Source organism: Pseudooceanicola profundi, assembly GCF_050897955.1.
Classification (GTDB): Bacteria; Pseudomonadota; Alphaproteobacteria; order Rhodobacterales; family Rhodobacteraceae; genus Pseudooceanicola.
Window position 1 is genome coordinate 2,952,486 of sequence record NZ_JBPAXZ010000001.1, and the last position, 22,419, is coordinate 2,974,904.

Annotated in this window: 24 protein-coding genes; 16 read left to right on the forward strand and 8 right to left on the reverse strand. The window is 63.1% G+C overall.

What is annotated here, in order from left to right; all coding sequences use genetic code 11:
* Window positions 1–38: 38 nt before the first annotated feature.
* Window positions 39–653 (reverse strand): MarC family protein, encoded by a 615-nt coding sequence (locus ACRARG_RS14905; protein ID WP_432690802.1) that lies wholly within the window; start codon window positions 651–653, stop codon window positions 39–41.
* Between the two features lie 166 nt (window positions 654–819).
* Here ACRARG_RS14905 and ACRARG_RS14910 point away from each other — a divergent pair, with 166 nt between their 5' ends.
* A complete protein-coding gene (locus ACRARG_RS14910) occupies window positions 820–1,560 on the forward strand; it encodes a YebC/PmpR family DNA-binding transcriptional regulator (RefSeq protein WP_432690803.1) in 741 nt (246 codons plus the stop codon).
* Window positions 1,561–1,724: 164 nt separating this feature from the next.
* Here ACRARG_RS14910 and ACRARG_RS14915 read toward each other — a convergent pair whose 3' ends face one another.
* Window positions 1,725–2,432, reverse strand: a complete 708-nt coding sequence (locus ACRARG_RS14915) for a dienelactone hydrolase family protein (protein WP_432690804.1) — start codon at window positions 2,430–2,432, stop codon at window positions 1,725–1,727.
* Window positions 2,433–2,552: 120 nt separating this feature from the next.
* On the opposite strand from ACRARG_RS14915, the gene ACRARG_RS14920 reads away from it, so the two are divergent.
* The 3 genes from ACRARG_RS14920 to ACRARG_RS14930 all read left to right on the forward strand — a co-directional run bounded on the left by ACRARG_RS14920 (window position 2,553) and on the right by ACRARG_RS14930 (window position 5,520).
* Window positions 2,553–3,161: a LysE/ArgO family amino acid transporter gene (locus ACRARG_RS14920; protein WP_432690805.1), complete on the forward strand. Its 609-nt coding sequence runs from the start codon at window positions 2,553–2,555 to the stop codon at window positions 3,159–3,161.
* 45 nt (window positions 3,162–3,206) lie between these two features.
* Entirely contained in the window at window positions 3,207–4,115 is a 909-nt protein-coding gene (locus ACRARG_RS14925) for a DMT family transporter (RefSeq protein ID WP_432690806.1), read from the forward strand.
* Window positions 4,116–4,392: 277 nt separating this feature from the next.
* Window positions 4,393–5,520, forward strand: a complete 1,128-nt coding sequence (locus tag ACRARG_RS14930; RefSeq protein WP_432690807.1) for a CVNH domain-containing protein — start codon at window positions 4,393–4,395, stop codon at window positions 5,518–5,520.
* Window positions 5,521–5,567: 47 nt separating this feature from the next.
* Here the strand turns inward: ACRARG_RS14930 and ACRARG_RS14935 are convergent, their stop codons facing one another.
* Window positions 5,568–6,359 (reverse strand): SDR family oxidoreductase, encoded by a 792-nt coding sequence (locus ACRARG_RS14935; RefSeq protein ID WP_432690808.1) that lies wholly within the window; start codon window positions 6,357–6,359, stop codon window positions 5,568–5,570.
* Window positions 6,360–6,724: 365 nt separating this feature from the next.
* Between ACRARG_RS14935 and ACRARG_RS14940 the strand changes: the two genes are divergently transcribed.
* On the forward strand, window positions 6,725–6,976 hold the full coding sequence (locus ACRARG_RS14940) for an HP1242/YdcH family protein (protein ID WP_432690809.1): 252 nt from the start codon (window positions 6,725–6,727) through the stop codon (window positions 6,974–6,976).
* Here the strand turns inward: ACRARG_RS14940 and ACRARG_RS14945 are convergent.
* The gene (locus tag ACRARG_RS14945) at window positions 6,961–8,361 is read right to left on the reverse strand and encodes a helix-turn-helix domain-containing protein (protein ID WP_432690810.1); all 1,401 of its coding nucleotides are present in this window, start codon (window positions 8,359–8,361) and stop codon (window positions 6,961–6,963) included. The genes ACRARG_RS14940 and ACRARG_RS14945 overlap by 16 nt on opposite strands.
* 82 nt (window positions 8,362–8,443) lie before the next feature.
* Entirely contained in the window at window positions 8,444–9,667 is a 1,224-nt protein-coding gene (locus tag ACRARG_RS14950; RefSeq protein WP_432690811.1) for a multidrug effflux MFS transporter, read from the reverse strand.
* 218 nt (window positions 9,668–9,885) lie between these two features.
* On the opposite strand from ACRARG_RS14950, the gene ACRARG_RS14955 reads away from it, so the two are divergent.
* The 7 genes from ACRARG_RS14955 to ACRARG_RS14985 all read left to right on the forward strand — a co-directional run bounded on the left by ACRARG_RS14955 (window position 9,886) and on the right by ACRARG_RS14985 (window position 15,923).
* Complete coding sequence (locus tag ACRARG_RS14955) at window positions 9,886–11,418, forward strand: acyl-CoA carboxylase subunit beta (protein WP_432690812.1); 1,533 nt, start codon at window positions 9,886–9,888, stop codon at window positions 11,416–11,418.
* Window positions 11,419–11,460: 42 nt separating this feature from the next.
* Window positions 11,461–11,841, forward strand: coding sequence for a hypothetical protein (locus ACRARG_RS14960; protein ID WP_432690813.1), 381 nt, complete (start codon window positions 11,461–11,463; stop codon window positions 11,839–11,841).
* Window positions 11,842–11,845: 4 nt separating this feature from the next.
* Window positions 11,846–12,235 carry a DUF6497 family protein gene (locus tag ACRARG_RS14965; protein ID WP_432690814.1) on the forward strand — a complete coding sequence of 130 codons (390 nt, stop codon included), beginning with the start codon at window positions 11,846–11,848 and terminating at the stop codon, window positions 12,233–12,235.
* 223 nt (window positions 12,236–12,458) lie between these two features.
* Window positions 12,459–12,596 (forward strand): hypothetical protein, encoded by a 138-nt coding sequence (locus ACRARG_RS14970; protein WP_432690815.1) that lies wholly within the window; start codon window positions 12,459–12,461, stop codon window positions 12,594–12,596.
* 75 nt (window positions 12,597–12,671) lie between these two features.
* Window positions 12,672–13,052, forward strand: coding sequence for a hypothetical protein (locus ACRARG_RS14975; protein WP_432690816.1), 381 nt, complete (start codon window positions 12,672–12,674; stop codon window positions 13,050–13,052).
* A gap of 475 nt (window positions 13,053–13,527) precedes the next feature.
* Complete coding sequence (locus ACRARG_RS14980) at window positions 13,528–13,749, forward strand: hypothetical protein (protein WP_432690817.1); 222 nt, start codon at window positions 13,528–13,530, stop codon at window positions 13,747–13,749.
* A 143-nt stretch (window positions 13,750–13,892) separates the two neighbouring features.
* Window positions 13,893–15,923, forward strand: coding sequence for an acetyl-CoA carboxylase biotin carboxylase subunit (locus ACRARG_RS14985; RefSeq protein WP_432690818.1), 2,031 nt, complete (start codon window positions 13,893–13,895; stop codon window positions 15,921–15,923).
* A gap of 95 nt (window positions 15,924–16,018) precedes the next feature.
* Here ACRARG_RS14985 and ACRARG_RS14990 read toward each other — a convergent pair whose 3' ends face one another.
* The gene (locus ACRARG_RS14990; protein ID WP_432690819.1) at window positions 16,019–16,495 is read right to left on the reverse strand and encodes a DUF4174 domain-containing protein; all 477 of its coding nucleotides are present in this window, start codon (window positions 16,493–16,495) and stop codon (window positions 16,019–16,021) included.
* 186 nt (window positions 16,496–16,681) lie between these two features.
* On the opposite strand from ACRARG_RS14990, the gene ACRARG_RS14995 reads away from it, so the two are divergent.
* The gene (locus ACRARG_RS14995; protein WP_432690820.1) at window positions 16,682–17,722 is read left to right on the forward strand and encodes a hypothetical protein; all 1,041 of its coding nucleotides are present in this window, start codon (window positions 16,682–16,684) and stop codon (window positions 17,720–17,722) included.
* Window positions 17,685–19,817: a methylmalonyl-CoA mutase gene (gene scpA / locus ACRARG_RS15000; protein ID WP_432690821.1), complete on the forward strand. Its 2,133-nt coding sequence runs from the start codon at window positions 17,685–17,687 to the stop codon at window positions 19,815–19,817. Before ACRARG_RS14995 ends, scpA begins: the two co-directional genes overlap by 38 nt.
* Window positions 19,818–19,867: 50 nt before the next feature.
* On the opposite strand, the gene ACRARG_RS15005 is transcribed toward scpA, so the two are convergent.
* The gene (locus tag ACRARG_RS15005; protein WP_432690822.1) at window positions 19,868–20,512 is read right to left on the reverse strand and encodes an SGNH/GDSL hydrolase family protein; all 645 of its coding nucleotides are present in this window, start codon (window positions 20,510–20,512) and stop codon (window positions 19,868–19,870) included.
* Window positions 20,513–20,578: 66 nt separating this feature from the next.
* Window positions 20,579–21,043: a preQ(1) synthase gene (gene queF, locus ACRARG_RS15010; protein ID WP_432690823.1), complete on the reverse strand. Its 465-nt coding sequence runs from the start codon at window positions 21,041–21,043 to the stop codon at window positions 20,579–20,581.
* A 149-nt stretch (window positions 21,044–21,192) separates the two neighbouring features.
* Between queF and ACRARG_RS15015 the strand changes: the two genes are divergently transcribed.
* Window positions 21,193–21,684, forward strand: coding sequence for a GNAT family N-acetyltransferase (locus tag ACRARG_RS15015; protein WP_432690824.1), 492 nt, complete (start codon window positions 21,193–21,195; stop codon window positions 21,682–21,684).
* A gap of 31 nt (window positions 21,685–21,715) precedes the next feature.
* A complete protein-coding gene (locus ACRARG_RS15020; protein WP_432690825.1) occupies window positions 21,716–22,417 on the forward strand; it encodes a TerB family tellurite resistance protein in 702 nt (233 codons plus the stop codon).
* Window positions 22,418–22,419 lie beyond the last annotated feature (2 nt).

Sequence of the window (22,419 nt, forward strand, 5' to 3'; positions counted from 1 at the left end):
GATCTAACCCGACACGCCGCTCCGGACAGAGGAAATCGTCACGCCACCAGCTGCGTCACCGCCTCGATCACGTTATCGACGGCCACGGCGGCCAGAACCATGCCCATGACCCGGCTGACAATCGCCGCGCCCGAGGTCCGGATGACCCGCAGGATTGGCCCGGCCAGCAGCATCATGACCAGCGCCGCCCCCAGCACCAGCAGCATCATCGCCGCCGTTATCGCCTGTTCCGGCACGGAAAACCGGTTGTTGTCCGTCAATAGAACAATCGCCAGCATCGCGCCGGGCGAGGCCAGCGAGGGTACCGCCAGCGGAAAGATCGCCGGCATCCCGTCACCACGTTCGCGGACATCCGCGGCGCCCGCCCCGTTCATCGGCGTGCCGAAGATCATCGTCAGGGCAAACAGGAACAGGATCAGCCCGCCCGCGATCTGAAAGGCCGGCAGCGAAATCCCAAGGGCGTCAATCAGGAACTGCCCCAGTACCAGGAAGAACCCCAGCACCCCCGCCGCCACGACGCTGGCCTGAACCGCCACCCGCCTCAGCGCCTCCGGCGCCAGCCCCGCCGTGACCGCCACAAAGACGGGAATGGTGCCGATCGGGTCAATCACGACCCAGAGGATGACGAACTGCTCAAAGAGGGAGGGCGGCATGGCGTCCTTTGCAAAGGGGGGCGGCAATGGGAGGAAGCGGCGAACCGCCTCTCCTACATAGGCATCCTGCGGCCCCCGTCAAACGGCTTTGCCGCGACCACCTTGCCGAAACCCGGCCCCCTGCACTATAGAGGCGCGACCAAATCCCAGATTCCAAGAGGACGTTATGGCCGGCCATTCAAAATGGGCAAATATCCAGCACCGCAAGGGGCGTCAGGATGCCGCGCGGTCCAAGCTCTTTTCCAAGCTCTCCAAGGAGATCACCGTCGCCGCCAAGATGGGCGATCCCGATCCCGACAAGAACCCGCGCCTGCGGCTCGCCGTGAAGGAAGCGAAATCGCAATCCGTCCCCAAGGACGTGATCGACCGCGCCATCAAGAAATCCCAGGCCGGTGAGGGCGACGATTACGAAGAGATCCGCTACGAGGGCTACGGCCCCGGCGGCGTCGCCGTCATCGTCGAGGCGATGACCGATAACCGCAACCGCACCGCGTCGAACGTGCGCTCCACCTTCGGCAAGCATGGCGGCAACCTGGGCGAAACAGGCTCCGTCGGCTTCATGTTCGAACGCAAGGGCGAGGTCGCTTATCCCGCCGGCGCGGGCGATGCCGACACCGTCATGATGGCCGCGATCGAAGCGGGCGCCGAGGATGTCGAAAGCTCGGAAGAGGGCCATTTCATCTACTGCGCCGACACCGACCTCAACGAAGTCGCCACGGCCCTCGAAGCCGAACTTGGCGAAAGCGACTCGACCAAGCTGATCTGGAAACCGGTCACCACGACCGAACTTGACCTCGACGGCATGCAGAAGCTGATGAAACTGGTCGATGCGCTCGAAGACGATGACGACGTCCAGCGCGTCACCGCGAACTTCGAAGCCTCCGACGAGGTGATGGAGCAGCTCTGAGCCGCCCCGCACCTGCCAAAACCTCAGACCGCCCGGCCTTGCGCTGGGCGTTGTCATGTCGCCCGACGGGACAGACCGAAAAACCTCGCCCCTTCATCTTGGCAAAAATACTCTGGGGGTCCGGGGCAAAGCCCCCGGCCTTGCCCCCTGAAAACCACGCGCGACTAGCCGCGCAGCATCTCCTCAAAGAAGCCCGACATCGCCGCCCAGGACCGCCGCTCCGCCGCCGCCGAATAGCCAAAGCCATTGCCCACGGCCGCAGCCGGGTTGGTGAAGGCATGGCCCGTCTGCCCGAAGGCCAGCATCTGCCAGTCCGGGCAATGCGCCGTCAGCTCCTCTGCCAGCGCCACCTTGGCCCCCGGCGGGCAGAGACTGTCATCCCAGCCATCACAGATCAGCAGTGCCGCCTTCATCGGCTGCGACCCCTCCGGCGGCGCGTCATAAACTCCGTGGAACGTGACCCCGGCGGCAAACTCCGCCCCCGACCGCGCCAGATCGAGCACCGATTTGCCACCCAGACAATAGCCGACCGCGCCGATCTTCTGCCCCGCGACACGCGGCTGGGCCGTCAGCGCCGCCAGCGCCCCCTGCATGCGCGCCGCCAGCAAAGGCCGGTTGCCCTGCAGCTCCGCCATCCAGCCTGCGGCTTCGGCCCGCTCCGTCGTCTCCCGCCCGCCGGAATAATAATCCACCCCGAGCGCCACATAGCCCATTGCCGCCAGCCGGTCACAGCTCCCCCGCTCCATATCCGACAGGCCACGAAAGGCCGGAGAAACCAGCACGCCGGGGCAGGGGCCATCGCCCTCCGGCAGGGCCAGATAGCCGATGCAGTCCGCCCCTCCGGCGGAATAGGTGAAAGCGGTTCCGGACATCGCGGGCTCCTGACTGAAATGATGGCCGGAGACTGACTGCACAGTCATGGCAGGTCAATCCGGCTCACTGGCATCCGCTGATGTTCCCGGCTATGCAGCGCCGGTAGCAAGGGGGCTCTTTTGGACGATAATTTCATCTCGGCATTCTTTGCGGCTTTCGGGCTTGGTCTGTCGCTAATCCTTGCCATCGGAGCCCAGAACGCCTTTGTCCTGCGCCAGGGCCTCAGACGCCAGCACGTGCTGGGTGTGGTCCTGACCTGCGCCATATCGGACGCTTTGCTGATCGGCTTCGGCGTCGCCGGCTTTGGCGAGCTTGCCCAAAGGCTGCCCTGGCTTGAGCCGGTCATGCGCTATGGCGGGGCGGCTTTCCTCTTTGCCTATGGGGCGCTGGCGCTGCGCAACGCCTGGCGCGGCGGCGCGCAACTCGAACAGGCCGACGGTCAGGGGGCCAGCCTGGGCCGCACTTTGGCGATCTGCCTGGCCCTGACCTGGGGCAATCCGCATGTCTATCTCGACACGCTGGCGCTCATGGGGGCCGTCTCGGCCCCGTATGAAAACAAGCTGGCCTTCGGCCTGGGCGGGGCAACGGCCTCAGCCGTTTTCTTTACTTCCCTGGGGTATGGAGCCCGTTTTCTGGCCCCCGTTTTTGCACGGCCCGCGGCCTGGCGCGTGCTCGATCTCTTGATCGGTGTCGTCATGTTCGCCATCGCGCTTTCTCTGATTTGGTAACGTTTCCATCTTGTGGCGCCTGCCACGACGTGCCAACCAGAAAACATGACATCCGCAGCTATTCACCGGCCCGTCGAGGGTATTCTCTGGACCTTCGGTTCCGGCGTTCTGTTCATCGCCGTCAATGCACTGGTGAAATACCTCGGGCCGGTCATTCCCGCCTCCGAAGCGGCGTTTCTGAGATATTCGCTGGGGCTGGTTCTGATGATCCCGGTCGCGCGGCAGATCATGCGGCTGCGCCTGACCCGTCGGAACTGGGTCATGTTCGCCCTGCGCGGCGTTCTGCATTCGGTCGGAGTGACGCTCTGGTTTTATGCCATGGCGCGCATCCCGCTCGCGGATGTCACGGCAATGAATTACCTGTCGCCGATCTATATCACCATCGGTGCCGCGATTTTCCTGGGAGAGAGGCTGGCCTGGCGCCGGATCGTCGCTGTTCTGGTCGGATTCGCCGGTGCCTTTATCATTCTTCGCCCAGGCTTTCGTGAGATCGAATCCGGCCATTACGCCATGCTGGGCACAGCCTTTGTCTTTGCCGGATCCTATCTCCTGGGCAAGAAACTGACGGATGATACCGAACCGCTGGCGGTGATCACGATGCTGTCGCTCTGGGTTGCCATTGGCCTGCTGCCGATCGCCGCGCCGGTCTGGGTGACGCCGGAATGGCACCATTTGGCGATACTTCTGGCGGTCGCCGTGTTTGCCACGTTGGGGCATTATATGATGACCCTCGGATTTCGGGCCGCGCCCATCACCGTGACCCAGCCGGTAACATTCCTACAGCTGGTCTGGGCCGTGTCGCTGGGCGCGGTTGCTTTTGGTGAACCGGTGGATCCCTATGTGCTTCTCGGTGGCGGCATGATCATCGGGGCCATCAGCTATATCACCTGGCGGGAGCATCAGCTGAACAGGCGCCGCATCACCCCGCCGGTGCCCGCCCAGAAACTGGACTGAACCCGCGCGCCTGCAAGCCCGGGATCGGTGAGTCTAAATCGCAGGGTCATGTCTGCGGTATTCCGGTATTCCTGACCTGCGCGCAGAGCCGCCGATCGCACCCGGTCGGCGCAGCGGATTTCCGCTCCTGCCGCCATCAAAGCCGCGCCGAACTTGATGCCCGCGCACGGCCGCCTGATCCTGACGCGGGCGAACAAATTACGACTGCCCTTTCAGCAAGACATAAGTGCCGCCACCCCCCCGGGGTCTTCACAAAATCCAATAATGGGAGCCTCCCATGCGATATTTTGCGTCCGTAGTCCTTTGTCTGTATGCGGTTTTCCTACCCCCGCCCGTTGCCGCTCAGGCGCTTCCGCCGGGCTCTTATGCCGACAGCTGCCGCAACATGGCGTTCAGCAACGACGTGCTGACGGCGCAATGCAAGACCAAGAACGGCAACTGGCGCGGAACGGCGTTGCACAAGGTCAGCCTCTGTCAATCCAATGTGCGCAATGATGACGGGAACCTCAGATGCACATTTCCCGATATTGCGGCTGCCGGATCATTTCGCGACAGCTGCATCGACCCGCATGCCACAAATAGCCAGCTCTACGCCACCTGCCGGCGGAAGGACGGCAGCTATTCGGCCGCCAGCCTGATCCACTGGAAGGCCTGCACAACCGGTATCGAGAACGATGACGGCCGCCTTGTCTGCACCTTTCCGGGCAGCAAACCGGCGGGAACCTATCAGACGAGCTGCGACAATATCTGGGCCCCCATCGTGAATGACCGCCACTGGCTGCGCGCGACATGCCGCAAACAGAACGGCAGTTATGTCTATGCCGAAACTGTGCTGGGCGATTGCCGCGCCGCGGTGCGCAACATGGACGGCGTTCTGGACTGCCGGCGTCAGACCGCGACATTTCCGCCAGGCAGCTATCAGAAGACCTGCCGGAATATCCGGTCGGGTGTCACACAGATAAAGGCAGACTGCCAGCGCAGGTCGCGCGGCGCATGGGCTGCGACGGTGCTGGATGACTGGCCGGGCTGCGTCGGCGATATCTCGAACCAGTCCGGCCGGCTGACCTGCATGCGGGTCTCGGTCAGCATGCCCTCCAACCCCGGTGGTTCTATCGTGCGCCCGAACCGCGTCATCTGCAAAGGCGACAGCATCCCTGCCGGTTTCATTGCGACAAATGACGCTACTCAAGATTTGGAAGGCTGCGCGTCCGGTCTCTATAATGTCTGGATCGTCAGCGATTACGAGAACCTTGGCGAGAACAAGACCCTGGACATCTGCGCCAATTTTGACCCGCCGTCCGGCTGGGAAGAGGTCGAGACGATCAAGGATCCGACCAAATGCAAAGGCTTTCTGGATGTCTATGAGGATGCTGATTTCAACCAGCGCCGGATCCGGCGCGAATAACCCGGGGCAGGGCCGGGAAACCGGCCCTGCCATCCGCAATTGATAATTCAGGCGTCGATCGACGACCCGATGGTCGCCCAGACCAGCCCGCCATCCACGGCAATCGTCTGACCCACCACATAATTGCCGGACCGCGCCGCCAGATAGATCGCACAGGCAGAGATATCCTCGCCATTGCCGATCCGTTTCAGCGGAATGCGTTTGGCCACCGAATCCGCATGATCCCGCGCCGCCCGGTTCATGTCGGAGGCAAAGGCGCCCGGCGCGATGCAGTTGACCAGCACATTATCCTCCAAGAGCCGCGCCGCCACCCGCCGCGTCAGATAGATCAGCCCGGATTTCGAGGCGTGATAGGCGTAGGTCTCCCACGGGTTCAGCCGCAGCCCGTCGATGGAGGCGATATTGATTACCTTCGACGGCTCCTCCGCGGTCGCATTCTTGGTCAGCAGGTCATGCATCTTCTGCGTCAGGAAGAAGGGCGACTTCAGGTTCAGATCCATCGTCTTGTCCCAGCCCGCCTCGGTGAATTCGAGGTAATCCTGCCCCCAGGCGGCGCCCGCATTGTTGATCAGGATATCGACGTGGTCCTCGTGGGATTTCAGATCGGCGACAAAGGCCTCGATCCCCTCCAGCGTTGACAGATCATGTGGCAGGGGGATGCAGTTCGGCCCCAGCTCCTCTGCCGTGTCCACGCAGGCCTGCGCCTTGCGCGCGGTGATATAGACCTTGGCGCAGCCGGCCTGCAGGAAAGCCTGCGCGAAATGCTTGCCGATCCCGCGCGATCCGCCGGTGACAACCGCGATCTTGCCCTCAAGTGAAAAGAGCGTGCTGATATCCATAATGTTCCTCCCGTTATGCGGAAGCATATTCCGCATGCCTTCGCCGGGGCGTCAACCGCAAAGCCGGTGTTCCACAGCCCGTGCCAAGGGCCGACCGGCTGAATCTGACCTGAATTGAAAATCATGCAACGACAGGGTTGCGATTTGCGACGCAACGTGGTCAGAATGCGGCGGTATACAGGATGCGCGTTTAGGATGAGCCGTGGGGAGGGGGCGACGTCCGGCGGGGTGGTGAGGTGAAGGGCACCACGCAATCCTGAACAGATCGGGGCCAAATCGGTAAATTTTACCTCAATTTGATCCCGGTCAAGGCGCGGGGCGGAATTCTGTCCCAATCTGTAATGACAGCAGGAAAGGGATCAGAGATGTCACATACACCTCACGAACTGCACGAAGAATTTCCGGACTATGCTTCGGTAATTGCCTGCCTGAAATCGGCGGACATTCATTTCGCGCGGCTGTCAGACAAGTATCACATGCTGAACCGCCAGATTCACCGCGTCGAGACAAATATCGAACCGATGGACGATCTGGCGGCCATCGGGCTGCGCAAGGAACGCGCACAGGTCAAGGACCAGCTCTTCGGCATGATTAAGGCGCTTCACCCGACCTCGTAAGGCAGGGTCTTCCGCGTATTCAGATCAATGGTCAGCCGCCGCTCCAGCGGCGGCACGGACCGCTGGTGGCAGTTTTCCCGTTCGCAGATGCGACAGGAAATGCCGATCGGCTCAAAGATATCCGGTCGCGACAGGTCCAGATCATCCGCATAGACAAGCGCCGGTGCATGTTCGATCTCGCACCCTAGCGAAATCGAGAACCGGCGGTCGGGCGCCCCCCAGTGACCGCCAGGTTTGCTGACATCGCGGGCCAGAGAAATGTAGCGCACGCCGTCCGGGGTCTCGGCCAGTTGCCGCAGGAAACGGCCCGGGGCCTCGAACGCGCGATGCACGTTCCACAGCGGACAGGCCCATCCGAATCGCGCAAATTGCAGCCGTGTTGCCGAATGCCGTTTGGTAATTGTCCCGGCCTGATCGACCCGGACGAAAAAGAACGGGATCCCTTTCATTCCGGGGCGTTGCAGGGTAGACAGGCGATGCGCGACCTGCTCGATGGATGCGCCGAAACGGACGGACAGCAGCTCCAGATCGTGGCGAAGCTCCCGCGCGGCATCAAGAAAGGGCCGGTAGGGCATCATCGCCGCGCCGGCGAAATAATTGGCCAGCCCGATCTTTGCGATCCCCCGTGCCGCATCGTTCTGAAATCGCGCAAGGTCCAGCGTTGCCTCCAACAGCTTGTCCTGCTGCAACAACGCGACCTGCAGCAAAAGCTGAAAGGTCTGGCTTTCCGTCGCGGCGCGCTGTGACAGGACCAAACGTTTCTGAGCCGCATCGTAATGGCGCAACATATCCGTTTCTTCGAAACTGACCGTCACGCCAAGATTGCCCAGGGCAGACACGGCGCGGACCCGGACATTGCGCTCGCCACCACCGGGCGTGGCAAAGTTTTCGGCGGCGCGGTCCACAGCGTCGATATAGTTGTCGCAATAATGGAAAAAGTCGCGCACCTCATCCCAGGGCGATGGCAGAGAGCGGGAATCCCCGCGCCCGAGCGCTTCATCCAGTGAAGCCAGCCGCTCATGGGTCTGCCGATAGGCCTGGTGCAGATGCAGGAAGGCCCGGGCAAAGGCGGGCGCATTGGATGCCGTCAGGCGCAGATCGGTCAGCGGCGGCGCGACATCTGCCAGTACCGGATCGGCCATGACCTCGCGCAGATCAGACACCAGCCTTTCACTGTCACCAGCCGAAAGTTCAGTGACGTCGAACCCGAATTCCCGCGCCAGCGCCAGAACAACCGTGGTCGAGACCGGCCGGTTGTTGTTTTCCATCTGATTGAGATAGGGCAGGGACACGCCGAGCTTTTTGGCAAAATCCTTTTGCGTCAACCCGAGTTTCTGACGTGTTTCCCGAAGCTTTGCGCCTGCATAGAGTTTCTTTACGGACATGCGACTTTCCGAATTTGCAAACAGATAGGATTACAAAGCTAAATTTGCAAAACTCTGGTTGCAAGGCCGGCGTTGAGGTTGGTCAGCCGCCGCTTCCGAAGATCCGGCGTTCCCGCCGGATAACCATCAGGATGGCCACGAACCCGCCAAGCCCCGTCAGGAACATGATGACCAGCAGCGGCATCTCGCTGCGCCCGGGGCCAAGCAGCACGCCAGCCAGGGCCGACAGGATCGCGCCGCCGCCGATCATAATGGCTCCGCCCAGGCCCGACGCCGTACCGGCCAGATGGGGCCGCACCGACAGCATCCCGGCCGTGGCCGACGGGATGGTCATCCCGTTGCCCAGTCCCACAAAGGCCATGAAGCCGAAAAACACCAGCGGCCCGCCCAGCCCCGTCGCCGTCAGCGCGATGGCCGTCCCAAGCCCGCCCCAGATCACGGCCGTCCCGATCAGAACCATGCGGTTCATCCCAATCCGTGCGGCCGCGGCGCCGGTGATCCAGTTACCCAGAAAATAGCCAACCGCCGGCGCCCCCGTGAAATAGCCGAATTGGGCCGGGGTCATGCCGTAGATGCTGCTGGCGACATAGGGGGCGCCGCCCAGAAAGGCAAAAAACGACCCGGACGCCAGTGCCGAGGCCAGGCAGTAGCCCCAGAACCGGGGCGAGGTCAGAAGATCGGGATATTCCCGGAACTGTGCGCCCAGCGACAGATCGCTTTTTGTACCGGTTTCGCCCAGGTCGAGCCAGGTGATACAGAAAACGGCGACGCCACATAGGAACAGCGCCCAGAACGTGGATTGCCATCCGAACGCCTGATCGAGCAGCCCGCCCAGTGCTGGCGCAATCATCGGCACGACGGACATGCCCATCGTGACATACCCCATGACAGAGGCGGCCGTTTCCGCCGTATTCATGTCCCGAACCACCGCCCGCGACAGAACCATGGCCGCGGCCACCGTCGCCTGTAACATGCGAAAGGCAAGGAATGTCTGAACATTTGGCGCGAACAGGCAGCCCAGCGTTGCCACGCAGAAAACGGCCAGCCCGGTCAGAATGATCGGGCGGCGACCGTATTTATCCGCAAGCGGTCCGATAAACAGCTGAAGCGTCCCGTTCACGGCCAGGAAGATGGCAACAGACAACTGAACAACGTGATAAGGCGTGTCGAAATGGTCGGCGATCTTTGGCAGCGATGGCAGGAAGATATTCATGGCCAGCGCCGTCATACTGGCAAGCAGGATCAGCGTCGTAATATGCGGCGCGGACCTCTTGTTCATATACCTGGGGGCGGGGCTGTCGGACATCGCGCATGCGTTATAGCCGGCCTTGGTCAAAGTCCATGCTGGTAACATCTAATTTGCATGATTTGCAATATTCCGACCAAGGGTCGCAAGAGATTTGCAAATTTGCGCAATAACGCTTTGTTCAACGCGTCCTTGTTTCTATGGTGCCGTTCAAACCGGTCGGGCCGCCCGATGGCGACTCGGTGACGGGAAGAGGTCGCGAAGAAAGGGATGCCACGATGAAGGATATTCTCCAGGAGCTGCAGGGCCGGCGCGAAGAGGCGCGGCTGGGTGGTGGTCAGAAGCGCATCGATGCGCAGCATGCCAAGGGCAAACTGACCGCGCGCGAACGGATAGAGCTGCTGCTCGACCATGACAGTTTCGAGGAATTCGACATGTTCGTGGCGCATCGCTGCACCGATTTCGGCATGGAGGAACAGCGCCCCTATGGCGATGGCGTGGTGACTGGATGGGGCACGATCAACGGCCGAATGGTCTATGTCTTCAGCCAGGATTTCACCGTCTTTGGCGGGTCGCTGTCGGAAACCCATGCGCAAAAGATCTGCAAGATCATGGATATGGCAGTGCAAAACGGTGCGCCCGTCATCGGCCTGAACGATTCGGGCGGCGCCCGTATCCAGGAAGGCGTCGCCTCGCTGGCCGGCTATGCCGACGTGTTCCAGCGGAATGTCATGGCCTCTGGCGTGGTACCGCAGATATCCGTCATCATGGGGCCCTGCGCAGGCGGCGCGGTCTATTCCCCCGCGATGACCGATTTCATCTTTATGGTCAAAGACAGCTCTTACATGTTTGTCACCGGCCCGGACGTCGTGAAAACCGTGACGAACGAAGTTGTGACCGCGGAGGAACTGGGCGGCGCCTCTACCCATACGAAAAAATCCTCCGTCGCCGACGGCGCGTTCGAAAATGATGTGGAGGCGCTGGCCGAGGTGCGCCGCCTGGTCGATTTCCTGCCGCTCAACAACCGCGAAAAGCCGCCCGTCCGCCCCTTCTTCGATGAACCGGGCCGGATCGAAACCTCGCTCGATACGCTGATCCCGGAAAATGCCAACTCTCCCTACGATATGAAGGAGCTGATCCTGAAGGTCGCGGATGAGGGCGATTTCTACGAGATTCAGGAAGATTACGCCAAGAACATCATCACCGGCTTCATCCGGCTCGAAGGTCAGACCGTCGGCGTTGTCGCCAACCAGCCCATGGTTCTGGCCGGCTGTCTCGACATCGACAGCTCCCGCAAGGCGGCGCGCTTTGTCCGCTTCTGCGATGCGTTCGAAATCCCGATCCTGACCTTCGTCGACGTTCCGGGCTTCCTGCCCGGCACGGGCCAGGAATATGGCGGTGTCATCAAGCACGGCGCGAAACTGCTCTTTGCCTATGGCGAGGCGACGGTGCCAAAGGTCACCGTGATCACGCGCAAGGCCTATGGCGGCGCTTATGACGTGATGGCCTCGAAACACCTGCGCGGCGATTTCAACTACGCCTGGCCAACCGCCGAGATCGCGGTGATGGGCGCCAAGGGCGCTGTCGAGATTCTCTACCGTTCGGAACTGGGGGATCCCGAGAAAATCGCGGCCCGGACGCAAAGCTACGAGGAACGGTTCGCAAACCCCTTCGTGGCCGCCGAAAAGGGCTTTATCGACGAGGTGATCCAGCCGCGGTCCACGCGCAAACGGGTGGCGCGGGCCTTTGCCTCCCTTCGCAATAAAAAGCTTCAGAACCCGTGGAAAAAGCACGACAATATCCCGCTTTGACACCATGACGCCCTGTACCTTTTCCCTGCCCCAAATTGCCGGATGCCACCCGGAGCACTGCCTGTGACCCGGCGCGGCTGGCATGTTGTCGTTGAACCCGACGCGGTGACGGTCGCGCGCCGCTTGCCCGCGCGCTTCGACATCGTGGCGGAGACACAGCTGACGGTCTCCGGCGTGGTGTCGCTGCGGCGCATGGCGCATCAGATCCGTCAGGATATCTGGCGTGCGCTGCGTGATCTGCGCGGCTTTGCGCCGGTGGTCACGGCCGCCCAGCGTCCCGGCCACCTGCACATCCGTGCCGGCGGAGAGCTGGTCGCCGGGCGCCAACCTGCCGGGGTGGAGAGTGTCATCACCGCCGTTCTGGCCGATGCCGGCAATCGTCGCCGCTGGATCTCTCATGCAGAGAGGCGGGCCGATGCCTGAGTTCATGAAATTCGTCGCGATATCGGGGGCCTTGCTGGCCGTCGCGACCACGGTACGGGGCCAGGAGGGGGCCCCGTCCGTGCCCTCCGGAATTGATCTGACATTGCAGGAAGTGCTTCGGGAGGAGCAGTCCGACGGAACCTTCTGGCTGCGGTTCCGCTATGTCGCGCCTTCACTCGCGTCGGAAGGATATGAAACCGTTCGGCAAGATTTTGCCGCCCTGTGCGAGACCCAGGTGCTGCCCTACGTGGCGGCCGGCGAATCCGACGCGGCGCAGGCGGTGATTTCCATCGCCTCCGAAGAGACTGAATTCGGGCTCGCCGCCCCCGGCGTCACCCAGTTTTTCGAGGCCTTCAGCCTGATCGACGACACCTGCCAATGGGAGCCGTTCTGATGACGCCCTTTTTCTCAGCGCATGCCGGGACCGCCCGCATGCCGGAGCCGGCCCCGACTGAGGCTTTCACGCCACATGGAAGGGAGCACACTTGCCTTGGATATGAAATCTGCGACACTTCCGCTATGTTGACACGAGGCGGTTCCCAAGACGCGCCTTCAACATGTCGGGCTGCGGAAATTCCTCCGCTGCACCCGATTGGATGTAGTAACAGGAGTTCTGGATGTCCAAGAGCATCAAAATCGTTCTCGCCCTCGGCTTTGTGTCGTTCGCAGCCGCGTGCGCACAGCAGGAAGAGTATGTCGAAGTTCAGCCGGAGCCGATTTCGGTCGAGCCCGTCTACACCGGCAAGTACAAGTAATTTGTACAGTCGGGGCTGGGCCGTCAGGCCCGCCCCGGTATCCCCGGCCCTGCGCCCCGTCGGAGGCACATGGCCATGCTGAAGCACAGGGGGTTCCCGGGCCGTATGCCCGGATCCGATTTCCAGTTCACCATCCGCCGGGCAAATCCGAAGGGCGTGACGCCACTGACGCGGCGGGAACGGTTCCGTGATCGCAAGGCAATTGACCGCAAGGCGGACGAGCTGTTTCTGGCCGCGCTGTGGGACCATTTCGGCGAGGAACCGTTCGAGCGTGGCAATCTCGACGCCGGGCGGTTGAGCTGGCTGTTCGGACGCGAAGTTATCCCCGCAGACGACCCCTTCGACCCATCTGATTATGATGCGCTGCTGCGCCTGGACGTCTCGGCGGCCCGCCAGTCCTATCCTCAGATTTTCTCGGCAAGTGATGATGATGAGGATGACACGCCGTGGGAATGAGCCGACACAACCTCGGGATGAGCATCTTTCTGCCCTGTATACAGAATTTTAGGCAGGATTCAGCCGCTTCTGCCTGCACTGGAATCCGTGACTTGGCGGAAGCGGGAATCGGATGCACGGTAAGATATGTCCCAGGGAAGCTTGCTCAGATCTTCCAGGGGATGTGTCACTACCGTTACCCTTCCCCAAACGGGCGGTCTGATGTCCCCAAGGTCAGGCCGCCCAATTTGGTGCCGGTGATTTTTTCTGCCGGGTCAGTGACATCGGCCGCATCCTTCCAACAGACAGCCATGCCACCAAACGGTGCTGCCACAGCCGGCGCAATATACCCGGTCGACGGCGGAAACCGGCCAGCCAGTGCGACGGATCGGCGTGCCGGCGCCAAACCGGCGCATCCGCCCTCAGGTAGGATGGAACATTTTTCAAAGCGCGATGTTAATCCAGTGATACGAACCAAATCTGGAGTCACTGAACAATGCGCATTCAACTTGGACGAGCAAAAACCGTTCTTCTCGCCGTGGCAGCTTCTGCCGGGCTTGCGGCCTGCGGGCAGACACTTGGCGAACAGGCGCTTGTCGGCGGCGCGACCGGGATCGGCGCTGCGGCCGTCACGGGCGGCAATGTCGGCACCGGCGCACTGGTCGGGGCAGGGGCAAACGTCGCCTATTGCCAGACCAATCCTGGCGCCTGCAACTGATCGTACGTCTGATCTGATTTCGGACCGGCTCGACCGGCCCGACCATACTCACCCGAAAACCCGTCGTGGCAGCTGCCGCGGCGGGTTTTTGCGTGCCAATTCGCCCCGCCTGGACCGGGGCCAAATACCGGGAAGGGACTGACATGTTCGACAAGATCCTGATCGCCAACCGTGGCGAGATTGCCTGCCGGGTCATCAAGACCGCGCGTAAAATGGGTATCAAGACGGTCGCCGTATATTCTGACGCCGACAAAAATGCGCTGCATGTCGAAATGGCGGACGAGGCCATCCATATCGGCCCGCCGCCCGCCAACCAGTCCTATATCGTCATCGACAAGGTCATGGCGGCGATCAAGGAAAGCGGCGCGCAGGCGGTGCATCCGGGCTATGGCTTCCTGTCCGAAAACCCCAAATTCGCCCAGGCGCTGGACGCCGCCGGCGTCGCCTTCATCGGCCCGCCCGTCAAGGCGATCGAGGCGATGGGCGACAAGATCACCTCCAAGAAGATCGCGCAGGAGGCAGGCGTCTCCACCGTTCCCGGCTACATGGGCCTGATCGCGGATGCCGACGAGGCCGTGAAGATCTCGGGCGAGATCGGCTATCCGGTGATGATCAAGGCCTCCGCCGGCGGTGGCGGCAAGGGCATGCGGATCGCCTGGGACGATCAGGAGGCGCGCGAGGGTTTCCAGTCCTCGAAAAATGAGGCGGCGAACTCCTTCGGCGACGACCGGATCTTCATCGAGAAGTTCGTCACCCAGCCGCGCCACATCGAGATCCAGGTGCTGTGCGATGCGCATGGCAATGGCATCTATCTGGGCGAGCGGGAATGTTCGATCCAGCGCCGCAACCAGAAGGTCGTGGAAGAGGCGCCGTCGCCCTTCCTGGACGAGGCCACCCGCAAGGCCATGGGCGAACAGGCCGTCGCCCTGGCCAAGGCTGTGGGCTATGCCTCGGCCGGCACGGTGGAATTCATCGTCGACGGAGAGAAGAACTTCTACTTCCTCGAGATGAACACCCGCCTGCAGGTGGAACACCCGGTGACCGAACTGATCACCGGCGTCGACCTCGTCGAACAGATGATCCGGGTCGCCAATGGCGAGCCGCTGACCATCACGCAGGACGACGTGAAACTGACCGGTTGGGCCATCGAGAACCGGCTTTACGCCGAAGATCCCTATCGCGGCTTCCTTCCCTCCATCGGGCGCCTGTCCCGCTACCGTCCGCCTTCGGAAACCGAAGCCTATACCCCCGGCACCGCTGCGGGCGCTGCGGGGGATGTCGTGGTCCGCAACGATACCGGCGTCTATGAGGGCGGCGAGATTTCAATGTATTACGACCCTATGATCGCCAAGCTCTGCACCTGGGCGCCGACCCGCGCCGCGGCGATCGAGGCGATGCGCGTGGCGCTCGACAGTTTCGAGGTCGAAGGCATTGGTCACAACCTGCCCTTCCTTGCGGCGGTGATGGATCATCCGAAATTCGTCTCGGGTGAAATGACCACGGCCTTTATCGCAGAGGAATATCCCGAAGGTTTTGAGGGGGTAGAACTCCCCGAGGGCGATCTCAAGCGCATCGCCGCCGCCTGTGCCGCGATGAACCGCGTGGCCGAAATCCGCCGCACCCGAATCTCCGGCACCATGGACAACCACGAGCGCAAGGTGGGGGATGTCTGGAACGTGATGCTGCAGGGCCATGAATTCGACACCACCGTCGCCGCCTATCCCGGCGGGGCGACCGTGACGTTCGGCGACGGGTCGGCGCTGAAAGTCGAAGGCGCCTGGACCCCGGGCGACCAGCTGGCCGAGATGGCCGTCGACGGTACGCCGCTTGTCCTGAAGGTGGGCAAGATTTCCGGCGGGTTCCGCATCCGCTCGCGCGGCGCGGATCTCAAGGTGCATGTCCGCTCGCCCCGCCATGCGGAGCTGGCGAAACTCATGCCGGAGAAACTGCCGCCCGATACCTCGAAACTGCTGCTCTGCCCGATGCCCGGGCTGGTGGTCAAAATCGATGTCGAAGAAGGGCAGGAGGTCCAGGAGGGGCAGGCGCTCTGCACGATCGAGGCCATGAAAATGGAAAATATTCTCAGGGCCGAGAAGAAATCCGTGGTGTCCAAGATCAATGCGGGCCCCGGCGACAGCCTTGCCGTGGACGAAGTGATCATGGAGTTCGAATAACCCATGCCGGGGCCTGCGACCCATCGGCATGTCACCGGGACGGGTCTCCGACCTGCGCCGGTGCGTGCTTTCGGGCGCCGGCCCTGTGGTGCGGGTCAGCCGCCGCGCTGTCCCATGTCGCGCAGTTCCTGTTGCCGCAGCTCGGTCTTGTCGATCGCCCGAGAGAGTTCGCGGACGGTCCAGGGGAACGGCTTTCGCTGTTTGATCTGGCCGTCCTTGCCGACCAGAACCAACATGAACCCCCGCGGCCGGAACTTTTCGCGCAGCGCGCTCTCCACACTGGGGTCCGTATCCGTCAAAACGATGACGTCACGAAAAAGCAGCGCCTCCGGGTCGTCTTGCAATGCTTTGATCTGCCTTTGGAAATTTGGATCGTTGGGGCTGTCGGCAAAGACCGCCACGATCCTCTTCTGCCAGAGGTATTCGTCCAGCCCGGCGGCGGTGCCAGACGGGAAAAGACTGTCTTCGGTCGCGGTCTCGGCGGCCGGGGCCTGCACCGCAGCCGATTGCGCATGCGCCGGGTCCAGCAGGGTCGGCACCGCAAGGGCCAGTAGGATCGCGCGTTTTGGCATGTATCGGGGGTCTCCTTCCGGATCGAATATAATCACTCGGCGGCATATCGCCATGTCAAAGGCGGCGCCCCGAATAATTCTGCCTGCCGTTAAGGGCATTTCCATGGAAGGGAGGAGATAATGCGGCCAGTTCCTGCCCCTCTGATATCTCCGCGCAGAGCACTGCGTTCCGCAAAGGTCCGGCCCATGCATGTCACGCTTCACCTCGGCGCGCATCGAACGGCGAATATGTCGTTCCATTATTACCTGCGTGCCAACCGGGCGGCCTTGCAGCGCCGTGGCGTCGGGGTCTGGGACCGGCGTCAGACCCGGGGCGGCATGTTCGCGGGCATCGACCCGCGCATGGGGTCGATCAGCCGTCAGCACCAGTTCGACCTGGCACGCCGCCGCATCGGCACTGCCCTGCACGGCGCCGCGAAGGCCGGGGTGCGCCATCTCATTGTCAGCGATGGAACGCTGCTTGGCCCGATGGCGCATAATCGCGGGTCTTCGCGTCTTTATCCCTGCGCGGGCGACTGGGTTGGCCGGTATCTTGCCGCCTTTGACGGGGCGGTCGACAGGCTGACGCTCACCCTGCGGTCTCAGGACACGTTCTGGACCTCGGCCATGGCCGCCGCGATCTGTCAGGGCGCTGACCTGCCGACCAAAGACGCGCTGTCCGGCCTGGTGGCGGATACGCGGGGCTGGTCCGATGTTGTCCGGGATGTCGCCGGGGCTGCGGGCCGGGCCCGGCTGACAGTCCTTACCCATGAGAGCATCGCGAACCTGCCGGAACGTCGGCTGTTTCACATGACAGGGGGGGCGGTCCATGGTCCCGCCAAATCGGCCCGCGCACATCTGAACGCGGCACCGGACGCCGCCATGATGCGGCGCATGATCTGGGACCGGGGCAATGCCGTCGCGGCCGTGCATATGGCGCGCGGGGATGAATGGTCGGTGTTCGACGCGACCCAGGCCGCCAGGCTGCGCAGCCAATATCGCTCGGATCTCGACTGGCTGGGCACCGGGGCGGAGGGGCTGGCGGATCTGGCGCTGTCGCCCTGGACACCCGCCGGTGCCGGTCGCGACAGGGCAGCACATACAAGGCCGGACCGGGTCGCCCCGGTATTGGGTCGGGGAAAACATATCAGCTGGTTCGGAAAGGCGGGGCCAACCCCGCCTGACGTCCTGACAGGAAGAGGAACACATCATGGCATCGAAGAAGGACGATTGGCGCGCTCTCGCTGAGAAGGAGCTGCGCGGCAAGCCGCTGGATGCGCTCGACTGGGACACGCTCGAAGGGATCACGGTCAAGCCGCTCTATACCGAAGAGGATACGGCGGGGCTGGACCATATGGGCTCCATGCCCGGCATGGCGCCCTTCACCCGCGGCCCGCGCGCCACGATGTATGCCGGCCGCCCCTGGACGATCCGCCAATATGCCGGGTTTTCGACGGCAGAGGAATCGAACGCCTTCTACCGCCGCAACCTGGCCGCCGGTCAGCAGGGCGTTTCCGTCGCCTTCGACCTGGCGACGCACCGGGGCTATGATAGCGACCACCCCCGCGTGGTGGGCGATGTCGGCAAGGCGGGCGTGGCCATCGATTCGGTCGAGGACATGAAGATCCTCTTCGACGGCATCCCTTTGGATCAGGTCTCCGTCTCCATGACGATGAACGGCGCGGTGATCCCGATCCTGGCCAATTTCATCGTGACGGGGGAGGAGCAGGGCCATGACCGCGCCGTGCTCTCCGGCACGATCCAGAACGATATCCTCAAGGAATTCATGGTGCGGAACACCTATATCTATCCGCCCCAGCCCTCGATGAAGATCATCTCCGACATCATCGAATACACGTCGAACGAGATGCCCAAGTTCAACTCCATCTCGATCTCCGGCTACCATATGCAGGAGGCCGGCGCGAACCTTGTGCAGGAGCTGGCCTATACCCTGGCCGATGGCCGGGAATACGTGAAGGCCGCGATCGACGCCGGGATGGATGTCGACAAATTCGCCGGGCGCCTGTCGTTCTTTTTCGCTATCGGCATGAATTTCTTCATGGAAATCGCCAAGCTGCGCGCCGCGCGGACGCTCTGGCACCGGGTCATGACGGAATTCGGGGCGCAGAAGGAAGGCTCCAAGATGCTGCGCACCCATTGCCAGACCTCCGGGGTGTCGCTGCAGGAACAGGACCCCTATAACAACGTCATCCGCACGGCCTATGAGGCGATGAGCGCGGTTCTGGGCGGCACCCAGTCGCTGCATACCAACGCTCTGGACGAGGCGATTGCCCTGCCCACCGATTTTTCCGCCCGGATCGCGCGCAACACCCAGCTGATCCTGCAGGAGGAGACGCAGGTGACCAAGGTCGTCGATCCGCTGGCCGGCTCCTACTATATCGAGAGCCTGACAGACGAGCTGATCCAGAAGGCCTGGGCGCTGATGGAAGAGGTTGAGGAGATGGGCGGTATGACCAAGGCCGTCGCCTCCGGCATGCCCAAGCTCCGGATCGAGGAATCCGCAGCGCGGCGGCAGGCCATGATCGACCGCGGAGAGGAGGTCATCGTCGGCGTCAACAAATACCGCAAGGACAAGGAAGACCCGATCGACATCCTCGACGTCGACAATATGGCGGTGCGTGACAGCCAGATCGCCCGGCTGGAAAAGATCCGCGCCACCCGCGACGAGGCCGCCTGCACCGCGGCGCTCGACGAACTGACCCGCCGCGCCAAGGAGGGCGGCAATCTGCTCGACGCCGCGGTTGAGGCCGCGCGCGCCCGGGCCACAGTCGGAGAAATCAGCATGGCAATGGAGAAGGAATTCGGCCGCCACCGGGCGGAGGTCAAGACACTGGCAGGCGTCTATGGCGCGGCTTACGAGGGCGACGAGGGCTTCGCCGCCATCCAGAAGGATATCGAGGCCTTCGCCGAAGAGGAGGGCCGCCGCCCCCGTCTTCTGGTGGTCAAGATGGGTCAGGACGGCCACGATCGCGGCGCCAAGGTCATCGCCACCGCCTTTGCCGATATCGGTTTCGACGTGGACGTTGGCCCGCTGTTCCAGACGCCGGACGAGGCCGCGCAGGACGCCATCGACAATGACGTGCATGTCGTCGGCATCTCCTCCCAGGCGGCGGGTCACAAGACCCTCGCCCCGCAGCTGATCGAGGCGCTGAAGCAAAAAGACGCGGGCGATATCATCGTGATCTGTGGCGGTGTTATCCCGCAGCAGGATTACGATTTCCTGAAGAAAGCCGGGGTGAAGGCGATTTTTGGTCCCGGCACCAATATCCCAACTGCCGCGCAGGATATCCTGAAGCTGATCCGCGAGGCGCGCGCGGCCTGAGGCTATCTGACGTCAGCGAAAGCCCCTGACACGCAGGTGCCGGGGGCTTTTTACCGCCCGATGACCGGCGCGATCACCCCCGCGATGCGGGCCGACCCTTTGGCGGAGGGATGGATCCGGTCGATGGCAAAGAGGCTTGCATCCTCCGGGCTGAAGACATCGTCCATATCCACCAGCCACACCCCCGGATCGGAGGCCGCCATCCGGGCCAGCCGCGCCTCCAGTATGCGGTAGGGCGCCTCGCTGGCGGTTCCTGCATAGCGCGGCGAGGTGTAGTAATCGGCCCAGATCACCCGCGCCCCGCGCCGCCGCAGATCGGCGACCAGCTCCGGGATCGCGCCCCGCTGACCATCCTCGGAAATCAGCCGGTCCAGCACCGGACGACAGTCGGAATTGCGGCAGCCCCCGCTCAGATCGTTCGCCCCGCCGTTCAGCACGATCCAATCGGCTTGGACCCCGTCAAGCTGCGTCGGGATATTCAGTGATCCTCGCCCGCCCGCGATCTGCGCAAAGGGCAGCGACACATCGCCAACCGCAACCCCCAGCCGCGCCTCCAGCACATCGGCGACGGACCCGCCGCCGATCCGGTTCCAGGCCATGACGGAATCGCCCGCGACGACGATGCGCGCCTGATCTGGCACGCCGCCTGCACAGGCGGCGAGGAGTGGAATGGCAAGAAGGGCATACAGTCTCATCCCTATCGAGATGATCCGCGTCACCCGGGGATCAAGTCACAGCGCAAAAATGCCGTCAGCCGGCCCTCAGCCCCGACCGCGATAGGGCGGCACGCCTTGATCCGGGATCCAGGCGCCGTCGGGCATCGGCCCGGTCTGCCAGAAGACGTCGATCGGAATGCCGCCGCGCGGATACCAGTAGCCGCCGATCCGCAGCCATTGCGGCTCCAGAAACGCCACGAGCCGCCGCGCGATGGAGATCGTGCAATCCTCGTGAAACGCGCCGTGATTGCGGAAGGAGGTCAGGTAAAGCTTCAGCGATTTCGACTCCACCAGCCAGTCCCCCGGCACATAGTCGATCACCAGATGCGCGAAATCCGGCTGGCCGGTCATCGGGCAGAGAGAGGTGAACTCCGGCGCCGTGAAGCGGACGTTATAGGTGATGTCGGTCTGGCTGTTGGGCACCCGCTCCAGCTCTGCCTCTTCGGGGGTGGTGGGGATGACGGTCGGCCCGCCAAGCTGCTTGAGGCTGCTGTATTTGCTGTCGGTCATGGCGCTCTCCGGTATGTCGCGGGCGGGTGTGCCCTGCGCGGTAGCATATCCGGCCCGGATCGGTCGAGCCTGCGCCGCTGACCCTCCGTGCACCTTGTCTTCGCCGCCCGAACCGCGACAGATGGCAAAAGACCACCAAGGACTGCCCCATGACCGACCCGCGCCCGGCCACGCCCGACGATTACCCCCAGATCATCGCCATCTGGACCCCCTATTACCGGGAGACGACGGTCACTTTCGCCTCCGAAGAAAAGACTTTGGAAACGCTTGGTGACTATATTGAAGGCCGACGGTCCCGGGGGCGGGAGTTTTTCGTGGCGGAGGTTGAGGGCCAGATCGCCGGTTTCGCCTCCTACGACCAGTTCCGCGCCGGGGACGGCTATGTCCATGCGATGGAACATACGATCATCCTGGGCCCGGCCGCACGCGGGCAGGGGATCGGGCGGCGGCTGATGCAGGCAGTCGAAGACCATGCCCGCGCGGGCGGCGTCCATACCATGGTTGCGGGCGTCAGCGGGGAGAATGACGCAGGCATCGCCTTTCACAAAGCCGTGGGCTATGAGGATTGCGGCCGTCTGCCCCAGTCAGGCAGGAAGTTTGGCCGTTGGCTGGACCTTGTGCTGCTGCAGAAAATCCTCTGACAAGCGCGCGGCGGGCCGTTAGGATGCCCCCATGTCCATCTGGAGCCGCATATCCGAAGCCCTGTCCGCGCTTGCCCGGGGCGAAAGCCTGTCGACGGTGTTCGACAGCCTGCGCACGCCGCCGGAACGTTCGGTCGCCTTCACCATCGCGGTGATCGCGCTTGGCGCCAAGATGGCCAAGGCGGACGGGCAGGTGACCCGGGATGAGGTCACGGCCTTTCGCGAGGTGTTCCAGATCGCCCAGCGGGACGAGGCGCAGGCGGCGCGGGTCTTTAACCTGGCCCGGCAGGACGTTGCGGGGTTCGACGTCTACGCCCGCCGGATCGCCGACATGTTCGGCCCGCAGAGCGATACCCTCTGCGATATCATGGACGGGCTGTTTCACATCGCCATGGCGGATGGCGGCTATCACCCGGCGGAGGACGAATTCCTGGCGGAGGTCGCCCGCATCTTTGGCATGGACGAGGCCAAGTTCCGCAACCGCCGCGCGCGCTTCGTGCCCGATGCCATTGCCGATCCCTATTCCATCCTCGGCCTGCATCCCGGCGCCACGCTGGAGGAAGCCCGCGCCGCCTGGAAGGCCGCCGTGCGGGAGAGCCACCCGGACCGGCTGATGGCGCGCGGCCTGCCGGAAGAGGCGCTTGGCATGGCGGAGCGGCGGATGATCGACCTCAACCGCGCATGGGAGGAGATCTCGGCCAAGCGGACCCGGGCAGGGGAACCGGCGGAATAGGC

Coding starts and splice junctions, on each gene's coding strand:
- ACRARG_RS14905 (WP_432690802.1), bottom strand. CDS start 653: ATGCCGCCCTCCCTCTTTGAGCAGTTCGTCATCCTCTGGGTCGTGATT.
- ACRARG_RS14910 (WP_432690803.1), top strand. CDS start 820: ATGGCCGGCCATTCAAAATGGGCAAATATCCAGCACCGCAAGGGGCGT.
- ACRARG_RS14915 (WP_432690804.1), bottom strand. CDS start 2,432: ATGTCCGGAACCGCTTTCACCTATTCCGCCGGAGGGGCGGACTGCATC.
- ACRARG_RS14925 (WP_432690806.1), top strand. CDS start 3,207: ATGACATCCGCAGCTATTCACCGGCCCGTCGAGGGTATTCTCTGGACC.
- ACRARG_RS14930 (WP_432690807.1), top strand. CDS start 4,393: ATGCGATATTTTGCGTCCGTAGTCCTTTGTCTGTATGCGGTTTTCCTA.
- ACRARG_RS14935 (WP_432690808.1), bottom strand. CDS start 6,359: ATGGATATCAGCACGCTCTTTTCACTTGAGGGCAAGATCGCGGTTGTC.
- ACRARG_RS14940 (WP_432690809.1), top strand. CDS start 6,725: ATGTCACATACACCTCACGAACTGCACGAAGAATTTCCGGACTATGCT.
- ACRARG_RS14945 (WP_432690810.1), bottom strand. CDS start 8,361: ATGTCCGTAAAGAAACTCTATGCAGGCGCAAAGCTTCGGGAAACACGT.
- ACRARG_RS14950 (WP_432690811.1), bottom strand. CDS start 9,667: ATGTCCGACAGCCCCGCCCCCAGGTATATGAACAAGAGGTCCGCGCCG.
- ACRARG_RS14955 (WP_432690812.1), top strand. CDS start 9,886: ATGAAGGATATTCTCCAGGAGCTGCAGGGCCGGCGCGAAGAGGCGCGG.
- ACRARG_RS14960 (WP_432690813.1), top strand. CDS start 11,461: ATGCCACCCGGAGCACTGCCTGTGACCCGGCGCGGCTGGCATGTTGTC.
- ACRARG_RS14965 (WP_432690814.1), top strand. CDS start 11,846: ATGAAATTCGTCGCGATATCGGGGGCCTTGCTGGCCGTCGCGACCACG.
- ACRARG_RS14970 (WP_432690815.1), top strand. CDS start 12,459: ATGTCCAAGAGCATCAAAATCGTTCTCGCCCTCGGCTTTGTGTCGTTC.
- ACRARG_RS14975 (WP_432690816.1), top strand. CDS start 12,672: ATGCTGAAGCACAGGGGGTTCCCGGGCCGTATGCCCGGATCCGATTTC.
- ACRARG_RS14980 (WP_432690817.1), top strand. CDS start 13,528: ATGCGCATTCAACTTGGACGAGCAAAAACCGTTCTTCTCGCCGTGGCA.
- ACRARG_RS14985 (WP_432690818.1), top strand. CDS start 13,893: ATGTTCGACAAGATCCTGATCGCCAACCGTGGCGAGATTGCCTGCCGG.
- ACRARG_RS14990 (WP_432690819.1), bottom strand. CDS start 16,495: ATGCCAAAACGCGCGATCCTACTGGCCCTTGCGGTGCCGACCCTGCTG.
- ACRARG_RS14995 (WP_432690820.1), top strand. CDS start 16,682: ATGCATGTCACGCTTCACCTCGGCGCGCATCGAACGGCGAATATGTCG.
- scpA (WP_432690821.1), top strand. CDS start 17,685: ATGGCATCGAAGAAGGACGATTGGCGCGCTCTCGCTGAGAAGGAGCTG.
- ACRARG_RS15005 (WP_432690822.1), bottom strand. CDS start 20,512: ATGAGACTGTATGCCCTTCTTGCCATTCCACTCCTCGCCGCCTGTGCA.
- queF (WP_432690823.1), bottom strand. CDS start 21,043: ATGACCGACAGCAAATACAGCAGCCTCAAGCAGCTTGGCGGGCCGACC.
- ACRARG_RS15015 (WP_432690824.1), top strand. CDS start 21,193: ATGACCGACCCGCGCCCGGCCACGCCCGACGATTACCCCCAGATCATC.
- ACRARG_RS15020 (WP_432690825.1), top strand. CDS start 21,716: ATGTCCATCTGGAGCCGCATATCCGAAGCCCTGTCCGCGCTTGCCCGG.